Raw genomic sequence first — 17876 nt, forward strand, 5'->3', positions numbered from 1 at the left:
GTGTAAGAGAATGATGGGGGCGATGCTGGTTCTTGGCAATGCCGTTTATCTGCACTTACGCAGCACATTGTCATGCCCGATTGGCCTGTTTGCTTGGCATGCAGCATTACCAGCGGTTTCAGCGCTTATTGTTCTCGCAGCATCACCATATACAGCCCGTCATGACCTTTCTTGAAGTACAAGAACTGCCAGCGGGCTCGATTTTCCTGTTGGTATCTGAAAATACAAATGATGGTGGCGTGGTCGGCCGCATAGTCGGCAACAGTCACGCGCACGGTGCTGATCAGTTGTCTGGCCGCGATCTCCAGGCTGCCTACGAAGTCGTGGCACATCGTTTTTACCAGCGCCGGTTTTGGTAAGCGGGCAATTTCCTTCTGTAACCTGGCAACGCGCTCGGGTGGAATTTCATCTCCACGGCTGTAGATCAGCATCTTCCCATCATCGCCTTTCTTGACCGTTTGATGCCCTTTCTGCGTGATCTCGGCCTCTGGATCCAATCCGGCAGCAATGCCGTGCGCGGCGGCAATGCGATGAGCAGTGCAGCAAGCAGGTGATGTTTGACGGGTTTCATGGCGCATTGTGGATGACAGGGTGCGTCAGCATAGGATGAAACGCGATACCGTGCCAATGCTGGCACCTGGCTGCCGCCACGTGCCGTTATCGGCTGCGCGATTTCCTGCCCCCAAGTGCTATGCCCGTCAGGCCAGTCCGCCATTGGCCCGCAGGATCTGGCCGTTTACCCAACCCGCATCTGGCCCGGCCAGGAAGGAAACCACTGCTGCAATATCCTCCGGCTGGCCCAGCCGTTGCAGCGGCGGCGTCCTGGCAAAGTGCTGGATCTGCTCTTCGGTTTTGCCATCGAGGAACAAGGCCGTGGCTACCGGGCCGGGGGCGACCGCATTCACGGTGATGTCGCGGCCGCGCAGCTCTTTGGCAAACACGTGGGTGAACGATTCCACTGCCGCCTTGGTGGCGTTGTAGATGGCGTAGCCGGGCAGGTTCAGGGCCAGCGCGGTGGTGGAGAAATTCACGATGCGCCCGCCATTGTTCATGCGGCCGGCCGCTTCGCGCAGCGTGTTGAAGGTGCCACGCACATTGATATCGAACATCTGTGCGTAGGCATCATCACCGGCTTCGGCCAGGGGCACGGTTTTCATGATGCCGGCGTTGTTGATCAACACGTCCACCTTGCCCAATTGCTGCTCGGTGGCATCGAACAGCGCGCGTACCGCAGCGGTGCTGGCCACATCCGCCCGGACCGCAATGGCCTGGCTGCCCTGTGCCTGCAGCTCGGCCACCAGTGCATCGGCTTCAGCGGCGCTGGCCGCGTAATTGATGACCACCGCGTAGCCATCGCTGGCCAGGCGGCGGGCAATGGCCGCGCCGATGCCGCGGGATGCGCCGGTGACGATGGCAACGCGCTTTGTTGTGCTCATGCTGGGATGTCCTTGCGTGATGAATGGATGAAACGAAGCATGAACCATGCAGTATTGCAGATAATCAGCGGTAAATTGCCAATATAATTCCATTTACTTCAATAAATGCCGGGCCAGGCCATGGATCGCTTCCAGGAAATGCAGGTGTTCGTGCGCATTGCCGAGCGCAGCAGCTTTACCCGGGCCGCAGATGATCTGCAGATACCACGCGCCACCGTTACCAACCTGATGAAGCGTATGGAGGCCCGGCTGGGTGCCCGATTGCTGGAGCGCACCACGCGCACCGTGCGGCTGACGCACGATGGCGATGCCTATTACCAGCGCTGCCTGCGCCTGCTGGCGGATATGGAAGAGGCCGAGGGTGCATTCCGCAATACAGCGCCCAAGGGGCTGTTGCGGGTAAACCTGCAGGGCACGCTGGCGCGGCATTTCGTGGTGCCGGCGCTGGCCGGCTTCCTGGCGCAGTATCCGCAGATCGAACTGCAGATCAGTGAGGACGACCGGCTGGTGGACTTGGTGCGCGAAGGCATCGATTGCGTGCTGCGCGCCGGCAACTTGCAGGATTCAACCATGGTCGGCCGGCGCATCGCCTTGCTGCAGCAGGTAACCTGCGCCAGCCCGGCGTATCTGGCTGCGCACGGCACACCGCTTGATCCGGCGGCGCTGGCTGATGGCGGGCACCGCGCGGTCAATTACATCTCCAGCGCCACCGGCAAGGCAGTACCGCTGGAATTTACCGTGGCCGGGCAAGTGCTGCCGGTGCAACTGGGCGGGGTGGTTTCCGTGACCGGGGCAGACTTGTATGCGGGCGCCGCCGTTGCCGGCATGGGGTTGGTGCAGGTGCCGCGTTACCGCGTGCAGGATGATCTTGCTGCGGAGCGTTTGCATCTGGTGCTGGCAGATTTCCCGCCACCACCGATGCCGGTATCGGTGCTGTACCCGCAAAGCCGCCAGCTATCTGCCCGGGTGCGGGTATTCGTGCAATGGCTGGCGCAGGTGTTTGCGGCGGTGGATTGACGCTTAGCCGGGCGGCAGTACGCTTGGCAGGGTGAACGATGCGTTGTCGGGCAGATCAATCAGGAACGGCGCTGCGGCCCTATCGCCCGGTGTCGGGGCCGTGGCTGCGGCCATCCGCTCGATATCGCGTACATAGCTGTCGAATTTGCGATGGGTGCTGGGCAGGTTGAACGAGCCATAGGGTGAAACCTCCAGCACGGTTTGCTGGCCCGCCGCCAATCCTGGCCCGATTATATCCAGTAGATAGGTTCGGCCAAGAATGGGCGTGAATACACAGTGGCTTTGTATATCGCTGGCCAGATGGAGATACACCTCCTGACCCTTGCTGATGCGCGGATTGTCAGCTGCCAGTACAACCCCTCGGTATTGATAGCCCGCCGTGGGCGGCGGCGCCGTACCCAGCAATGCCGCCACCTCCTCCATCTGCGCGTCTTGATAGCCTGCCGCGGGCAGCGGCGCCATGCCGATCGACAATGCATGGATATCGCTCGCCATTTCAGGTTCCTCAATGCGCTGCTGTGCTGCCAGAGACGGATATGCTTCTTCTATCCGGACCACGTAGTAAGCGGATTGTGCTGTGTTGGCTGGCAGGTGCTCGGGAAATACCACCAGTTGCCTGCACGCCAGCGCCGGCTGGCCGAGCACGGCCAGCAAGAGCAATGACGTCGTGATCCGCATCGCTCAGCGCCGCGTGCAGCTGTTGATGTAGTCGAGCTGCGGGAAGTTTTTCTTCAGGTAGGCAGCGCCATCGGGCGCTTCGATCTTTTGCGGGTCCGGACCGTTGCCCCATGGCGGCATGTCGCCGTAGCCGGTATTGAACTGGCCAACCGTGTTGCCCAGCGATGCGGGGGCGATATAGCCGAACGGCGTTTCCCACGACATGGTGCCCAGCGAATCGATCTTGTCGCCCAGCGTGATGAACAGATGCGTGGCACGGCTGTTGGGGCCGCTGCCGGCAAAGCTCAGGTAGCCGCGCTTGAAGTTGCGCAATGCCGGTTGTTTGGTATCGTCGGCAATCGGGCTGTAGTTTTTGGCGTCCTTGCGCGGCGGCAGCGCGCCCAGCTGGCACAAAAAGTTGTTCACGCAACGGAACAGCGGCACCTGCTTGAAGTAGCCGTCATCCACCATCTGCAGAAAGCGCGCGGCACCCAGTGGCGCCCACGCGGGTTCCACCACGATATCCAGGTCCCCCTTGCTGGTTTTGCATTGCACGTTGACGGTGGCCGGGGCTTTGCTTGCCTTGGCGGCCAGCGCGTGGATGGGCATGGCAAGGCTGATGCCGAGCAGCGTGACAACAAGGATGGGCTTCATGGTGATCTCGGTAGCGCGCCGCATGGGCGCAGGCAATCTCGCGGATTGTAGCGCGTGGCTGCCGGAATGGGGCACGGCTGCGGCGATGGGTGTGGCGGCGTTGCTTGCAGCCCGCACACCGCGCAAGCCTGCCTTCCCGGTCGCTCAGGATGCGTATGGTTGCTGGCCGGTAGCGCGCAGCGTTTCACCGATTGCCGCCGCCAACTGATCATGTGCCGCTACCAGGCTAGCGGCATCCTTGTGCTGGCTGGCCTGTGCCAGCGTATCGAAGGTGGCTTGCCATGTGGGGCGGTTGGGCGTTCTGGGGCTGTCTTTCTTGATCAGCGCGTAATCGAGCGCGGCTTCCAGCGTATTGATGCTGCGATGCAGGCCGCCGGTTTCACCGGTCTGGATTTCGGGCAGTAGCGGGGTGGTCATCGGCGCTCCGGTATCGGGGATGCAGCGGGCTATGGGACCAATGGGCGCAGGTCGGCGTTGGTGCCCGTTGCCGAGACCCCGCAAAGGGGCGCTCACTTCCTGGTTTGCGTGCCCACCACAATGGCCAGCAGCAGCACCAGTTGCAACGGCAAGCGTAACAGCAATAGCCACGGCGCAACTTCGGGGAAGCGTTCTGCGTGTTGCCACATGTATACATTGGCGGGCGTAACCGCGATGGTCAACAGCATCAGCCCCCAGCCAGCCCAGCGCCGGCTGCGTGCCGGTATCAGTGCCGCCGCGCCGATCAGCTCCAGCAGGCCGCTGATGTAAACCGCTGCCAAAGGCCAAGGCACCGCCGGCGGCACGATTTGCGCAAAGGTGTGCGGCAGCAGGAAGTGCGCAATGCCACCCACCAGGAACCAGGCAAACACGATCCCCAGCGCAATGTGCCGCAAGCGCGATCCGCTGCTGGCCAAGCCATACGGGTAAACCTTGTGCGCCGGCTGGCTATGCTGGGTAACCAGCTGATCCACCTCCGGCACGCTATGGGGTGGCTGGCTATGTTGTGTGGCGTTGATGAGCAATGATCGGTTTCCTTGTTGGTGAGGGCGTGATCAGTGATCAAGCGCCGCCAGGGCTGCCAACAAAACGCTGCTGGCGGCGGTGTGTGGGCCGAATCGGGGCGATAAGCAAGGGAGGAGGGCGATTCGTTGACTCCTCCTTCACCGGCCGAACCCCACCAGCACCACCGGGCCGGCTTTTGCGGCTGATGCGGATCGTCAGCTCGCCGAATCGGTAGCCCGCCCTGAGCTGGCCTGCTTGGCGCTGCCATTGCCGGCAGCCTTGGCTGCCGCATTGCGCTTGCGGGTTGCTGCGGCCTTCTTGGCTGATGCAGAACGTTCTGCCGCGGTGCGCGATGCCGCTGCAGCACCGCCGATGCGGCCGCCCTTGCGGGCCGGCTCGTGGTTTTCCGCCTTGCCACGACCAGAGCCGCTGAGCTTGCCGCCACCAGTCATCTTGTTGACGGTGGCCCAGGCGCGCGCCTCTGCCTCTTCTTCGCTCACGCCGCGTGCTTCATAGCCTTCTTCGATATGCTCGGCCTGGCGCTTCTGCTTGTCGGTATACGACGATTTGTCTCCACGGGGCATGGCGTTCTCCTTGCGTTGACGGCTACGGTATTCGCCATCACCTTAGGCGATCACCTCCGCTGCTGGAATCAGACGAAGCCGGCGCGCCGGGTAGGAGAAGACCGGCCCGGCAGCAATCAGCTCGCCACCGCCACAACCGCCTGCGCGCCGCAACAACCCCGCTGCAGCCATCAACCGCCTTGCTGCAAATGCGCCTGCGCCAGCTCTGCCTGCATGGCCTGGATCAGCGCGCTGCCACCTTGCTCCAGCGCTTTTGCCGGGCCCGCATGCGCGGTGCTGGCCGGCAGATGGCGGTTGCCCCAGATGCCGATCTGCGCCAGCAGGGGCAGCAGCTCGATGCCCATCGCGGTCAGGCTGTAGATGGCTTTCTGCTTGTGGTCTGGATCATCCGCGCGGGTGACGATGCCGCATGCCAGCAGCCGGGCCAGCCGCTCGGTCAGGATGTTGGATGAAATGCCTTCTTCAGATTGCAAAAACTCGCGGAAATGCCGCTTACCGGCAAACATCATGTCGCGAATGATCAGCAGGCTCCAGCGGTCGCCCAACAGCTCCAGCGCCAGGTTGATCGGGCAGCCGGATTTTGCCTGTGCAGTCATGCCTTGCCTCATCAAGAAACTGCTTGCAGTTTTGCACCGGTTTTTCAATACTGCAACCAGTTGTATTTTGCAATTGGTTTGGGCGAGGCATGCGTGGGCATTGGCCCGTGCTGCTCACCCGGCAAGGAGCGCAGCAATGAGAAAACTGATCCTGCAAATGCAGATGTCCGTGGATGGCTTCATGGCCGCCCGCAACGGCATGGATTGGCAGCTATGGGGCTGGGGGGACAACTGGCGTTGGGATGATGTGCTCAAGCGCGATTTCAATGCCGTGTTCGATGACATCGATTGCATCTTGCTCAGCCGCAAGATGGCGGAAGAAGGCTATCTGGATCACTGGGGGCGGGCCGCCACCGCATTCGCCGCCGATCCGCACTATGCATTCGCCCGGCGCATAGTTGCGGTGCAAAAAGTGGTCACCAGCAGCCAGCTCACCACATCCCGCTGGCCGCGCACTACCGTCATCAATGGCGATCTGGCCAGCGCGGTGGGCACGCTCAAGCAACAGCCCGGCGGCGATATTATTGTGTTTGGCGGGGTGGGCTTTGCATCGGCACTGGTGGCCGCCAATCTGGTCGATGAATATCAGTTGTTCGTGAACCCGGCGGCGCTGGGGGCAGGGGAGGGGATTTTTGGTAGTCAGCGCGATGGTTTGCCGCTCAGGTTGATCCGGTCAACGGCGTATTCTTGTGGGATGGTGGTGAACCGGTATGCGGCTGGTGCCGCAGGATGAAGCCGCATGCAGCCCAATCAGGCGCTGCGGCAAATTGAGCCGGGCAAGCCGAACCAGAACACCTGTGTTGAATCCTTCAATGGCCGCTTGCGGGATGAATGCATGAACGAGCACTGATTCACCAGCTTGGTCCATGCCCGCGTGCTGATTGAGGCTTGGCGGCGTGAATACAACGAGAAGCAGCCAAGAAGGCATTGGGCGAACTGACGCCATCAGCGTATGCCCAGCAATTGGCAGCACGAGTAATTAAACAAACTAACCCCGGACTCCAAAGCGGATTGCTACTGAAGATAGGGTGACGTCGCGGGTAACCCATCAATCCCACCATGAGAAATCGCTAAGCAACTAGTGGTCCACAGGGTGGGCGAAGATCAACGGGGTGAGCTGAAATCAGCTTTCAGAGTATGCTTTGCCATGACCACGGAACGAGGTGTAACCGGGCATGTCCGCAAGTACTACCACCCAATCAGCGAAACTGCCTGTCCGTTACGAAATACTCATCGGGCTCATGCAGCAAACTGTTTTGCTCCAGATAAATCAGCCCACCCGGAATATCCAACGTGATATTGAAGCGCTTCAGAGCCCCCAAGCCCAAAACACCGTCGAATTCGCTGCTAGCCTGAAAGCCTTGGCTGGTTTGAACCAGTGCAGTGCCTTTGTCTTTTAGCTCGAAATCAGCCATCGCGATCGAGCCCAGATTGGCCCTGCGCCCGCGTAGCACCCCGCCATAGCCCCAGCCGACTACACCCTCCGGAGTAGTACGCAGTTTCTGCATCAAGTGCTGATTTTCAACATATGGGGTATTGAGCGCCAGATTGTCTTGCGAGCCGGTATCGAGCAGAAAACGCGCAGGTGCACCTTCCACCTTGCCTTCCACCATCGCAAAATGATCACCATACAAACTGGCTTTCAAATGCGTTTTATGTGCAGACTGAATGGGTGTGCCAGGCCTGTATACTGTCATCAGCTTGCGGTCAAAATCAAAGTCAATGGCGAATCGGTTTAATAAATCACCGCCAACCGAGCCGATGCATGGCGCGGCCAGCTTTACCCCCAGACAGAGTGCCGCATTATCGACCACCCTTGCGGGCCAATAATTCAACCGCAAACGATCGAGGTCAATCGTACCAATATTCGTCAAGCCTGCTTGCTCACCATCCTCGCCCGCACCTCTGATTTCGAGACTTGAATGCTCTTTTAATGCCAGCTCATCCTTTTTGCCTTTATCAAAAGTCGCTGTCGCCCCCGTATCAACCATCAAAGAATACGGCCCTTTTCCGTCGATTTTGGTCTGGATATAGATCCGGTTGTTTTTCAGCATAAAAGGCAGCTCGACTTTGTTGACGCCGTCAGCAAAGCGCCAAATGCCAATCCCGGCATCTGGGGGTGCAAATTCTGAAACTGCCAGTTTCCCTGCGTCGTAAGGCACAGTGTCGGCTGTCATTTCCCCATCGGGGAAATGAATCGTGAATTTGGCAGGCAACTGCGCACCGGCCAAGGCCTTCCAGGCCAGATAATTTTCTGAATAGACTGCTTTATCCTGCTTATCGAGTATGGAAAACTGCCAGATCAGATGATTATCGCGCCGGAATGCCAACTCATATCTGGGCAGGCCACTGGGCTCGAACTTCAGCACATCACACAGGGTTGGACCACAGGGCTCACTGCGCACCCAGCTGAAATACATCGTTGCCGGATTGTCTTTAAGTGGCGTCATGCTGTAAACAAGACGCAGGATTTTACCGCCTTGACCATACTCATTCGGGTATTGCTGCATCCCGCCGTTGATCAAGGTCCACAACTGGTCATAATCTGTACCTTGCCTGATCGTGATCTCATTGCCGTTGGTTTGGCGTACAAAGTACCCTTCCCGGGTGTTCACCTTCATCTCAAATGAATCGGCTTTGCTACTGTGGCCTTTAAAACTGACCGTACTCGATCCACGCAATGCGTAACCATCGAGTTTTTCAAATGCAGGCACATTCACCGCCTGGCGAGTCAGCGCCAGAATTTGCTCTGCATCAGGCGGGGTTTCAGGGGTAGCGGCAGATGCACCGCCGATAGCCCCCAACCAACATCCAAGCAGAATGGAATTGTTGAGCAAGATTTTAATTGGGGTATGCACAGAATAATGTCCTATTTTATTGATATTCAAGTAAAAATACACCACATTTACCCGGCGCTAAATAGCTAACATATCAATGCTTGTTACAACGCTTTCGAGCCGTTCGTGATAGACCTATTCCACAAGCGAGTAATCAATCATCAGGGGCGGTATATTTAAGTAATATCGAGTGACAGAGAAATCAATCAGAAACCTCAGGTTCCGCAGAAACAGTCAGCCCCCGCCCTTCAAGCCGCGCCCTGACCTCAGCCCATTCCCCCTTCACAATGCTATACGCCACCGTATCCCGCACCCGTCCGTCCCGCATCACCATGTGCTGGCGCATCACGCCTTCCTCGCGTGCGCCCAGGCGAGCAATGGCGTTGCGGGATGGGGTGTTGAGTACGTCGGTCAGCAATTCCACCCGGTTGCAGCCCAGCACATCGAATGCATGTTGCAGCAGCAGGTACTTGGCCTCGCTGTTTACATAGGTGCGCTGCCAGCGCCGGCCCAGAAAACTGAAGCCGATTTCGATGCGCTTGTGCGCGGGTTCGTAGCAGCGGAAACGCGTGCTGCCGGCAATCTCGCCGGTGGCCTTGTCGATGATGGCGAAGGCCAGCTCCTTGCCGCTGGCCTGCACAGCGCTGGCCTGGTCAAAGAATGCCGGCAGGTCGTCCGGGTGCGGCACGATGGTTTGCGTGATCTGCCATAGCTCGCCATCCCGGATGGCGGCAGCCAGGCCGGCGGCATGGGCGTGCTGCAATGGCTCCAGGTGGACGCGGGGGCCTTCAAGGGTGACGGGTTGCAGTTTCATCATGCGGATGGCAAGCGGGTTGCGGTTTGAGTAAAGGGCATTCTGCCTTGTTTGCTTTCTTTAAACTGATTTTTGCTGAATATTTTTGATTGAAATGCCGGGCTGGCCACCGGGAAAACAAGCCACTGGCCGGCATGGTCACGCCTGCCAACGGCGAAGCGGGCGCCGCTGACCATGCCAAAAATACCATTGTCTTTGCTGATGCGCTGCAGCATAAATCGGCAGGCGTGGTCGGGGATGTTGCCGGCCGGGCAGGCTGCCGATGCCGGCAGCCTTGCCATCAGCATGTATACCCAACAAGGACAATGCCATGCCTATCCACTACAAGTACGTCAAAGCCGGTGCACTCACGGAAGGCAGCTATCACGGCGAGGTTGATGCGGACGATCAGCATGGCCCGCTGGCGGCAGTGTTGCGGCATATTGCCAATGCCGAGAACGAAAAAATCGTTTTCAACTTCCCGCACCCGCAGCGCATTTCCGAAATGGGCGTGGACATCATCACGCCCGATCATGGCGATACCACGGCAACCCGCGCCATTGAACGCATCGAGATCTCCGACGACGGCACCATCTGGCGTGAAGTCACGCTGGTGCCGGCCTGAATCGCTGCTTGCCCGGCACCGCCGGGTAAACCTTCCGCCAGCATGTTGACGCGACGGAAAATGCCCGGCTTGCCCAAGCCTGAGTAGCATCTTACTCGCTGCAAAGCGTGTATTCCTGTACAAGACCTGCGCGATTTTCTGTGCTAAAACCGGTTGCTTGTGCCCCTTACAAGCGTGCTGGTGTTGCCATGCGTATTGCCGCCATCTTGTTGTTTGCCGTGTTGAACCTTGCAGCCAGCGCCGCCCATGCGCTGCAGCCCCCTGGCGATAGCCACGAGCAGTACGAGCGCTGGCTGACCCGTAGCGAGGCGGAACGCCCCGATCTGAGCACCGATGCCCTGCTGGACTGGAGCCACCTGGAAGTGAAGGCATGGTGGCAGCCGCAGCCCGCGCCGTATGCGCTGATCCTGCATGGCTCGCAGCCGCCGAACACGCCGCACGATGCGCGTTACCTGGGCATGGGCGACGACGTGCACGCCTTGCTCTACAGCATGGGCTTCCACGTGGTGGAGCTACTGCACCGCGGTTATGGCGAATCCGAGGGCGCACGCGCCGAAGCCAGGGCCAGCCTGCGTAGCACCGACGACGATAGCTATATCCGCGCCTTGCTGCGCGAACGCGCCAACGATATCCGCCCAGTGTTGCGCTGGCTCGATAGCAGCCCGCGGGTGAAGAACGGCGGCATCCTGATCGGGCATTCCGCCGGCGGGTTGACCGCGCTCTATGCCAGCAATGACCCTGCCGCCAGATCGGTAAAGGCGGTGGTCAGCCTGGAAGGCGGGCTGGGCAGCGGCCCGCTCAAGCTGGGCGTCATGGAGCAAGGCAGCCTGGATACCTTCCTGCGTATGAGCAAAACGCCCAAGCCCACCTTCATCGTGCACGCACCCAATGATGCCATCGTGTCTTACACGCTGGGCGAGGCCATTGCCACGCAGCAGGCGGCGGTGGGCAACAGCGTGTTCATCTCGCCCGATCTGCCAAGGGATACCGGCAAGCTCAGCAAGGGCGTGGAAGGCTATTACTATGCGCAAGAGCCACATACGCTGGTGATCGGCAAGGGTATCAAGACATGGAAGGATGCGCTGTACAGCTTCCTGACCCAGCCGCAGATCGGGCTGGAATAAGCGCCGCTGGCAAAACCTTGCCCACGGCATTGCGTGGGTGCCTAGCTGGGGCGCGGGGAGCCGTGGGCGACTAGCCTCACGTGTCGTAGTCTTGTACTGCCTGCGTTTCGCGTGCCTTCTCGGCCATGCCGCGCTGGTCGCGCTTCACTGGGTTTTGTCGGCCGCGCTGCTTGTTGGCGGCGATTCCACATGCCGCTTTCCTGGCCGGACCTGTTGCAAAGTGCTGCGAGGGGCGGGCCACACGCCAGCACACGGTACGTTGGCTAAACCATGCCCACCCGCCACCAGCCGGGTAGCAAGCTGCGCACCGCCGGGCGCTGGAAGCGGTCGTCGATCAGGTACACCACGCCTTCATCCGCCTGCGTGCGGATCACCCGGCCGGCGGCCTGCACCACCTTCTGCAGCCCCGGGTACAGATAGGTGTAGTCGTAGCCGCTGCCAAAAATCGTCTCCATTCTTTGCATGATCTGCTCGTTCACCGGGTTGAGCTGCGGCAGCCCCAGCGTGGCGATGAAGGCGCCGATCAGCCGGCTGCCGGGCAAGTCGATTCCCTCGGCAAACGCGCCGCCCAGCACCGCAAAGCCGATGCCCTGGCTGCTGGCGGTAAAGCGCGCCAGGAAGGCATTGCGCTCGGCCTCGCTCATCTGCCGGCTTTGTGAAAACTGCGGGATATCCGGCTGCAGTTCATCCAGCGCGCTCGCCACCTGCTGCAGGTAATCGAAGCTGCTGAAAAACGCCAGGTAGTTGCCCGGTTGCGCGCGGTATTGCGTGGCGATCAACGCTGCAATGGGTTCGGCCGAACCGGCTCGGTCGCGGTAGCGGGTGGAGATACCGCCCGCCACGCGCACGCTGAGCTGGTCCGCATGGAATGGCGATGCCACGTCGATGCTCACGGTGCTGGCCGGTAAGCCCAGCGTATCGGCATAGAAATGCACCGGGCTCAGCGTGGCGGAAAACAGCACGGTGCTGCGCGTGGCCTCGAAGCGCGGCGTGAGGAAGGGCGCAGGCACCACATTGCGGATGCACAGCACGGATGAGGCGGCACCGGGCTTGCCCGGTTGCGCGGGCAGCAGCGTGCTGTCGAACAGTGAATGCGCGGCAAAGGTTTCGCTCAGCCGGCAGAACTGCATGGCATCGAAGTAGAAATGCTGCAGGTCCGCATCCAGCCCGGCGGGTTCATCGCCCAGATAATCGTTGATGGCGCCGATCAGCTGCTGCAGCGCAAACTGCAGTTTGTCCGGCAGCGCGGGCAGCACCGCATACAGCGCTTCCTGCTCGCGCGTCAGCGCGCTCCAGCAGCGCTGTACTTTATCCAGCGGTTTTTTCAGTGCGGCCGGTGCGCTGCGCCGTATGCGTTTGAGCAGGCGCTGGTCCAGCTCGGCGCTGTACATGCCGCGTGCCCGCTCGATCAGGTTGTGCGCTTCGTCCACCAGCACGCCCACCTGCCACTGGTTGGCCACGGTCAGGCCGTGCAGCATGGCGCTGCTGTCGAAGTAATAGTTGTAATCGCCAATGATCACGTCCGCCCAGCGCGCCAGCTCCTGGCTCAGGTAATACGGGCAAACCTGGTGGGCCAGCGCAATATCGCGCACGGCGGTCTGGTCCAGCTTGCGCATGGGCTGGGCAGCGGTGGGGTGTGGCGGTGGCGCAGCGCTGCCGACGGATTGCGGCGTGGTGGCCAGCGCGGCTGCACGTGCGGCGGGTAGCCGGTCATAAAAACCCTGCGCCAGCGGGCACGATGCACCATGGCAGGCTTTGTCCGGGTGCTCGCATGCCTTGTCGCGCGCAATCAGTTCCAGCACGCGCAGCGCCTGGTTGGGCGCATGCCGGCCCAAGGCGTCCAGCGCATCCAGCGCCAGCGCGCGGCCGGAGGTCTTGGCGGCCAGGTAGAACACCTTGTCCAGCTTTTGCGCCGGCGCCGCTTTCAGCAGCGGAAACACCGTGCCCATGGTTTTGCCGATGCCGGTAGGCGCTTGCGCCAGCAGGCAACGGCCGGTGCGCGCGGCCTTGTACACTGCCTCGGCCAGATCGCGCTGGCCGGGGCGGAAGCTGGCGTGCGGAAAACCCAGCGTGGCCAGTGCTGCATCACGCTCAGCACGGTGCGCCAGCTGCAGATCCGCCCAAGCAATGAAATGGCTGCACAGTTCATCGAAGTACGCATGCAGCGCGGTGGCGCTGTAATGCTCGCGCAGCACGGTTTCCTTCTGGCTGACGATATCGAAATACACCAGCGCCACGTTCAGCTCATCCAGCCCGCGCGCTGCGCACAGCAGCCAGCCGTAAATTTTGGCCTGCGCCCAGTGCAGTGCGCGGTGGTTGTCCGGCATGCGTGCCAGCTCACCACGGAAGGTTTTGATTTCTTCCAGCTGGTTGTGCGCCGGGTGGTAGCCATCGGCACGGCCACGCACCAGCAGGTGCCGGTATTGCCCGCTCAGCGTGATTTCCGCCTGGTAGGGCGAGCCGCGCCGCCCGGTTACCGTGGTGTGCCCCACCATGCCTTCCTGTGCGGTGGGCGAGGGCGTAAAGCGCAAATCCAGATCGCCGCGCTTGGCAGCAAACTCGCACAGCTCGCGCACCGCCACGGTGTAGCTCACGCGCCATCCGCCCAGCGCAGGTAGCACACGGCCACGGGGATATCGTGCTGGCTGAAGTGAGCCAGCCAGCGGCGCTGGTTGTCTTGCAGCCGGTCGCCCGGGCCTTTTACCTCGATCAATTGGTAGCGTGCCTCATCCGGCCAGAAGCGGATCAGGTCGGGCAGGCCGGTGCGGTTGGCGGGAATATCCTGCAGCATGCGCGCAAACACCGCCTTGAGATGCGCAGCGGGGATGCACCGCAGTGCCAGCGCCAGCAGGGCTTCATCCACCACCTGCCACGCCACGAACGGCGATTGCACGCCGCGCTTGGCGTGATAGGTGCGGGTGATCGCCGCAGCATGGTTGCCGTCATCCAGCCGTGCCAGGCAGGTATCGAACAGGGCTTGCCGGCGCGCCACGAAATCCGCGCTGCCCAAGTCTGCCGGCCCGTGGTGATACGGGTGGAAGAAGGCGCCGGGCAGCGGGTGGAAAATTGCCTCCCAGCACAGCAAGCCCAGCAATGCGTTGAACAGCGTGTTTTCCACATATATCACCGGCGCGTGATCGGCGTGCAGGTGATCGCGCACCACCGCCTCCACATTCACCGGCTGCTGCGGCAGGCTCAGTGCGAGCTGCACGGTGGCATCGGCAGCGCGCGTGCGGGTAAGCGGCAGGCCCAGTGTGCGCTGCAGCCGCGGCAGTGCGCGCAGCAGTTGCTGGGTTTCCGCATCGTTTTCCGGGTGCGCCAGCGCGGTTTGCGCCAGTGCATGGGCTGCTGCGGGTTGCGGCAGTTTTTCCAGCACGCGGATGGCCCGCCAGCGTGCGCCGGGGTAGGGGCAGCTGGCATAGGTGTGCAGTGCGTCTGCCAGTGCACCGTTGCGCTCCTGCTGCTGGCCGATCAGGAAGCGCAGCCGCGCATGGCGGCTGTGCAGCCAGTCGTTGCTGCAATTGATCGCCTGCAAGGTGGCCAGTACATCGGCCGGCTCGGCGCCGTCGCCCAGTTGCTCGCGGCAGCGCGCCAGCTGCAGGTACACATCCACATCCGCGCGGCACTGGAAGCCACGGCTCTCCGGCGCAATCGCCACCGGCTCGAACACGTACACACCCAGGTCCGCCAGCACGAAATCAGACCAATCCTGGCGCAGGTTGCCGAAGAACATCAGCCGCAGCCGCTCGCACAGCGCATCCAGTTTCAGCTCATACACAAGCTCCGCAGTATCCGGCCACCAGGTTGCGAAGTGCTGTGCATCCGGCCATTGCTGGCTTGCCACTGCCAGCAGTTCTGCTTTGCCGGCACTGCGCGGCAGCAGTGTAGGCAATATCGCCTGCAGCTCACTCTTGGTCAGCAGGCCGAACAGCTGCGGGATATCCAGCAGCGGCGCCGCATCCACCCAGCCATGCGCCAGCAAGGGCGCTGCGGCTGCGTGTGGGCAGCCGATTTCGGCATACGCCAGCTTGCTGCTGCGGAACAGCGTGCCCTTGCGCATCACCATGCGCACCAGCAGCGCTTGTGCTGCCTGGGGCAACGCGCAAAAGCGCGCGATGAAGCCGGTTTCTTCCGCGTTCAGCAGGTCTGCATGGCGCGCGCTGATCCATGCCAGCATGCGGCGGAAGTTGGCCAGGTAATACAACGGGTCTTCCAGCGTGCGTGCCGCAGCGGGGTTCTGCGCTTTCACTGGCGTTTACCAGAGCGGGTTGCGGCAGGCAGCATTAGATAGCGGGCCATGCAAACGAACCCGCAATCAGGTTTGCAAGAGGTTGACCCGAGTGAAGACAGAACCGGCATGGTGGCGACAATAAAGCGGAAATGTTCTATGAACGTTCGTTCTATGTTACGCCTATCTGTGCCCGCCGTGGCTTGGCATCGCTGATCTTGCAGGCAGCGGGCAGATCAACGGTCATTTGCATGTATTGGGCATGCAGCGGGCATGCACTAGCCACGCAACGTGGCATGTAGGGGGCACCGATCTGGCAGCGGTTGGCCATGGGCTGAACCTGCATCCGGCACACTGCAGGCGCGGGTGCCCACCCAGGCCCGGCGTATCCGGGCAGATCACGCAATATCACGCAAGTACCTGATATCTCACAGGCTATCGGGTGTTCCGGCCTATGGTGGCGGCGCGCGGAAACGCGCCCAATCAGCACACATCCCACTGCACCGGAGTACCCCATGAACCATTTTCCCGCCCTGCCAGCTTCATCGATTGCCGCGCCATGGCTGGCCTGGTTGCGCCCCAGCCTGATGCTGACCGAAATGTGGCTGTCTGCCGGTTTCGTGATCTACCAGCGCATGCCGCTGCTGCTGCAAAACCAGCCGCATAGCGCCAAGGATCAGCGTGAGATTACCCGCATGGTGCAGGAGAAGGTAGAGGCTGCCGGCGAATCCGCGCAGGCCATCGGCATGCAGAGCATGCTGGCCGGCATGCGCTTCTGGACGGATATGTGGCAGCAGTCGCTACGGCAAGGGGCGAGTGCATTCACGCCCGGCAACACGCGCCATTTCAGCTACCACCTGTCGCCGGGGCAATGGCTGAAGTCGCTGCAAAGCGGCGCCAGGATCGCTACGCATGGCCTCCGCCCCATCCATGCACGCGCTACCGCCAACGCACGGCGGCTGGCCAAGCCGCGCTGAAGCCGGTGATCTGAACGAGGCTTTGAAATGACCGCATGACCAAGGGGCCGTTGCGATACGGCCCCTTTGGCTTGTGCGGCGTCTGTCGAATTGCCGCTCAGTGCGGATCACTGGCCATTTGCTGGCTGACCGACCGTTTCTCGATATGCGCCTTGTGCTGCAGCAAGGTCGGCAATGTATCGCTGGCAAAGGCCATGATATCGGTATCCGCACCCAATGTGGCCTGTTGGCTGAACAAGGTAACGGCTTCCTGATGGGCGCTGAGCTGGTCTGCCACATAAGCATGATCGAATGCCTTGCCGGACAGCTTTTGCAACCGCTGCAGCGCAAGGTTTTGTTCGTTGCTGGGGGTTGCCGGTGCGGGCTGGTTCTTGCGCGTGGCCAGCGCGGCGAGCTTTTGCTGGGCAGTCGCGTGGTCTTTGAGCATTTGCGTGGCAAATGCCTTGATGGCCGGGTTGCTGCTGTTGTGCAGCGCCAGCTTTGCTGCGGCCATTTCGGCGGCATTGGCATGGCCAGCAATGATGATGAAATCGCTGTCGGCCTGCAGCAAGCCTGCCTGCGCCTGCGCGATGGGCGTTGCCGCCACCGCCTGGTTGAGCAGCGCGGGGGTGATGAAGATGGCTGCGCCCAGCAGGGCGGCCAGTACGCGATGAGGCCGTTGGTGGTGGTGATGCCTGGCGATGTGCATGGTGCTCTCCCGGGTAGATGCCACCTGAATGCAATACGGCACCGCTGGGGTGCCGTATTGCATGGATTGATACCGGGCTGGCTTATTCCCAGTACGGCGATGCGTTGTAGTAGGTATGGATCTCGTGCGCCCAGCGCTCATCGGCCATGCTCGGCCAGTGATCCTTGTCGAAGCCGGGGGCGGTCTTCAGGCGGTCACGGCTTTCGTTCAGCACGAATTGCTTGTTGTCGGTATCGAGGATCAGCGCGCTGAACGGGATGGCAAACAGCTTGTCACCCAAGCCCAGAAAACCGCCGAACGACAGCACCGCATACGCCACGCGGCCGCGTTCCACGTCCAGCATCAGGCCCTTGATCTCACCCAGGTCTTCACCCTGCAGGTTGATCACGTCGTTGCCTTCCAGCGTATCGGCCAGCATCAGGTACGGGCCGGGGCCTTCGCCGCTCTGCAGCGATTCCGGTGTACCGATGATGCGTGCACCGCCGGTGCTGCGGCCAGAAACCGAATTGGCATCGTAGCCGCCGGCAGTCAGCGGCGTGTTCAGGTTGGCCTCGGTGGTACGGATATTCGGATTGAAGTTCGACATATCATTTCTCCTTGGTGATCGGCTGCAGCGCTGCCAGCCAGTTCTGGAACCGCAAGCCGCGTGCAACACAGGGCTGACGGTTTTCCGGTTCCG

General features: G+C 61.3%; 20 protein-coding genes and 1 pseudogene. 6 read left to right on the forward strand and 15 right to left on the reverse strand.

What is annotated here, in order from left to right; all coding sequences use genetic code 11:
* Nucleotides 1-125 precede the first annotated feature (125 nt).
* Both IGB42_RS20540 and IGB42_RS20545 read right to left on the reverse strand, forming a co-directional pair.
* Nucleotides 126-578, reverse strand: a complete 453-nt coding sequence (locus IGB42_RS20540) for a hypothetical protein (protein WP_159675257.1) — start codon at nt 576-578, stop codon at nt 126-128.
* A 120-nt stretch (nt 579-698) separates the two neighbouring features.
* Entirely contained in the window at nt 699-1436 is a 738-nt protein-coding gene (locus IGB42_RS20545; protein WP_159675259.1) for an SDR family oxidoreductase, read from the reverse strand.
* A gap of 120 nt (nt 1437-1556) precedes the next feature.
* On the opposite strand from IGB42_RS20545, the gene IGB42_RS20550 reads away from it, so the two are divergent.
* Nucleotides 1557-2453, forward strand: coding sequence for a LysR family transcriptional regulator (locus tag IGB42_RS20550; protein WP_159675261.1), 897 nt, complete (start codon nt 1557-1559; stop codon nt 2451-2453).
* Nucleotides 2454-2456: 3 nt separating this feature from the next.
* On the opposite strand, the gene IGB42_RS20555 is transcribed toward IGB42_RS20550, so the two are convergent.
* The 6 genes from IGB42_RS20555 to IGB42_RS20580 all read right to left on the reverse strand — a co-directional run bounded on the left by IGB42_RS20555 (nt 2457) and on the right by IGB42_RS20580 (nt 5925).
* Nucleotides 2457-3107: a hypothetical protein gene (locus IGB42_RS20555; RefSeq protein ID WP_159675263.1), complete on the reverse strand. Its 651-nt coding sequence runs from the start codon at nt 3105-3107 to the stop codon at nt 2457-2459.
* A gap of 27 nt (nt 3108-3134) precedes the next feature.
* The gene (locus IGB42_RS20560) at nt 3135-3764 is read right to left on the reverse strand and encodes a peptidylprolyl isomerase (protein WP_159675265.1); all 630 of its coding nucleotides are present in this window, start codon (nt 3762-3764) and stop codon (nt 3135-3137) included.
* A gap of 144 nt (nt 3765-3908) precedes the next feature.
* Nucleotides 3909-4181, reverse strand: a complete 273-nt coding sequence (locus IGB42_RS20565; RefSeq protein WP_159675267.1) for a hypothetical protein — start codon at nt 4179-4181, stop codon at nt 3909-3911.
* 92 nt (nt 4182-4273) lie between these two features.
* On the reverse strand, nt 4274-4765 hold the full coding sequence (locus IGB42_RS20570) for a hypothetical protein (protein WP_201800036.1): 492 nt from the start codon (nt 4763-4765) through the stop codon (nt 4274-4276).
* Nucleotides 4766-4960: 195 nt separating this feature from the next.
* Nucleotides 4961-5329: a plasmid stabilization protein gene (locus tag IGB42_RS20575; RefSeq protein WP_159675269.1), complete on the reverse strand. Its 369-nt coding sequence runs from the start codon at nt 5327-5329 to the stop codon at nt 4961-4963.
* Nucleotides 5330-5499: 170 nt separating this feature from the next.
* Nucleotides 5500-5925, reverse strand: a complete 426-nt coding sequence (locus tag IGB42_RS20580; RefSeq protein WP_174764246.1) for a helix-turn-helix domain-containing protein — start codon at nt 5923-5925, stop codon at nt 5500-5502.
* Nucleotides 5926-6061: 136 nt separating this feature from the next.
* Between IGB42_RS20580 and IGB42_RS20585 the strand changes: the two genes are divergently transcribed.
* Both IGB42_RS20585 and IGB42_RS20590 read left to right on the forward strand, forming a co-directional pair.
* A complete protein-coding gene (locus IGB42_RS20585; RefSeq protein WP_159675271.1) occupies nt 6062-6658 on the forward strand; it encodes a dihydrofolate reductase family protein in 597 nt (198 codons plus the stop codon).
* Nucleotides 6659-6682: 24 nt separating this feature from the next.
* A pseudogene (locus IGB42_RS20590) lies at nt 6683-6957 on the forward strand (transposase); the annotation flags it as partial.
* A 167-nt stretch (nt 6958-7124) separates the two neighbouring features.
* Here the strand turns inward: IGB42_RS20590 and IGB42_RS20595 are convergent.
* From IGB42_RS20595 to IGB42_RS20605, 3 genes are all read right to left on the reverse strand, one after another.
* The gene (locus tag IGB42_RS20595) at nt 7125-8813 is read right to left on the reverse strand and encodes an aspartyl protease family protein (protein ID WP_159675273.1); all 1689 of its coding nucleotides are present in this window, start codon (nt 8811-8813) and stop codon (nt 7125-7127) included.
* A 151-nt stretch (nt 8814-8964) separates the two neighbouring features.
* Nucleotides 8965-9579, reverse strand: coding sequence for a GNAT family N-acetyltransferase (locus IGB42_RS20600; protein WP_201800037.1), 615 nt, complete (start codon nt 9577-9579; stop codon nt 8965-8967).
* Nucleotides 9576-9863, reverse strand: a complete 288-nt coding sequence (locus tag IGB42_RS20605) for a hypothetical protein (protein ID WP_159675274.1) — start codon at nt 9861-9863, stop codon at nt 9576-9578. Before IGB42_RS20605 ends, IGB42_RS20600 begins: the two co-directional genes overlap by 4 nt.
* Before the next feature lie 23 nt (nt 9864-9886).
* Between IGB42_RS20605 and IGB42_RS20610 the strand changes: the two genes are divergently transcribed.
* Together IGB42_RS20610 and IGB42_RS20615 are read left to right on the forward strand one after the other, a co-directional pair.
* Complete coding sequence (locus tag IGB42_RS20610) at nt 9887-10180, forward strand: hypothetical protein (protein WP_159675276.1); 294 nt, start codon at nt 9887-9889, stop codon at nt 10178-10180.
* Between the two features lie 188 nt (nt 10181-10368).
* Nucleotides 10369-11304 (forward strand): S9 family peptidase, encoded by a 936-nt coding sequence (locus IGB42_RS20615; protein ID WP_159675278.1) that lies wholly within the window; start codon nt 10369-10371, stop codon nt 11302-11304.
* Nucleotides 11305-11567: 263 nt separating this feature from the next.
* Here the strand turns inward: IGB42_RS20615 and IGB42_RS20620 are convergent, their stop codons facing one another.
* Both IGB42_RS20620 and IGB42_RS20625 read right to left on the reverse strand, forming a co-directional pair.
* Entirely contained in the window at nt 11568-13898 is a 2331-nt protein-coding gene (locus tag IGB42_RS20620; protein ID WP_159675280.1) for an ATP-dependent DNA helicase, read from the reverse strand.
* Complete coding sequence (locus IGB42_RS20625) at nt 13895-15553, reverse strand: VRR-NUC domain-containing protein (RefSeq protein ID WP_236822674.1); 1659 nt, start codon at nt 15551-15553, stop codon at nt 13895-13897. Before IGB42_RS20625 ends, IGB42_RS20620 begins: the two co-directional genes overlap by 4 nt.
* A 494-nt stretch (nt 15554-16047) precedes the next feature.
* Here IGB42_RS20625 and IGB42_RS20630 point away from each other — a divergent pair, with 494 nt between their 5' ends.
* Nucleotides 16048-16509: a polyhydroxyalkanoate granule-associated phasin gene (locus tag IGB42_RS20630; RefSeq protein WP_159675282.1), complete on the forward strand. Its 462-nt coding sequence runs from the start codon at nt 16048-16050 to the stop codon at nt 16507-16509.
* A gap of 97 nt (nt 16510-16606) precedes the next feature.
* Here IGB42_RS20630 and IGB42_RS20635 read toward each other — a convergent pair whose 3' ends face one another.
* Nucleotides 16607-17197, reverse strand: a complete 591-nt coding sequence (locus IGB42_RS20635; protein ID WP_159675284.1) for a DUF4142 domain-containing protein — start codon at nt 17195-17197, stop codon at nt 16607-16609.
* A gap of 82 nt (nt 17198-17279) precedes the next feature.
* Nucleotides 17280-17783 carry a PRC-barrel domain-containing protein gene (locus tag IGB42_RS20640; protein WP_159675286.1) on the reverse strand — a complete coding sequence of 168 codons (504 nt, stop codon included), beginning with the start codon at nt 17781-17783 and terminating at the stop codon, nt 17280-17282.
* Nucleotides 17784-17876: the final 93 nt, after the last annotated feature.

This window comes from Andreprevotia sp. IGB-42 (assembly GCF_009848685.1).
In the GTDB taxonomy this organism is placed as follows: domain Bacteria; phylum Pseudomonadota; class Gammaproteobacteria; order Burkholderiales; family Chitinibacteraceae; genus Andreprevotia.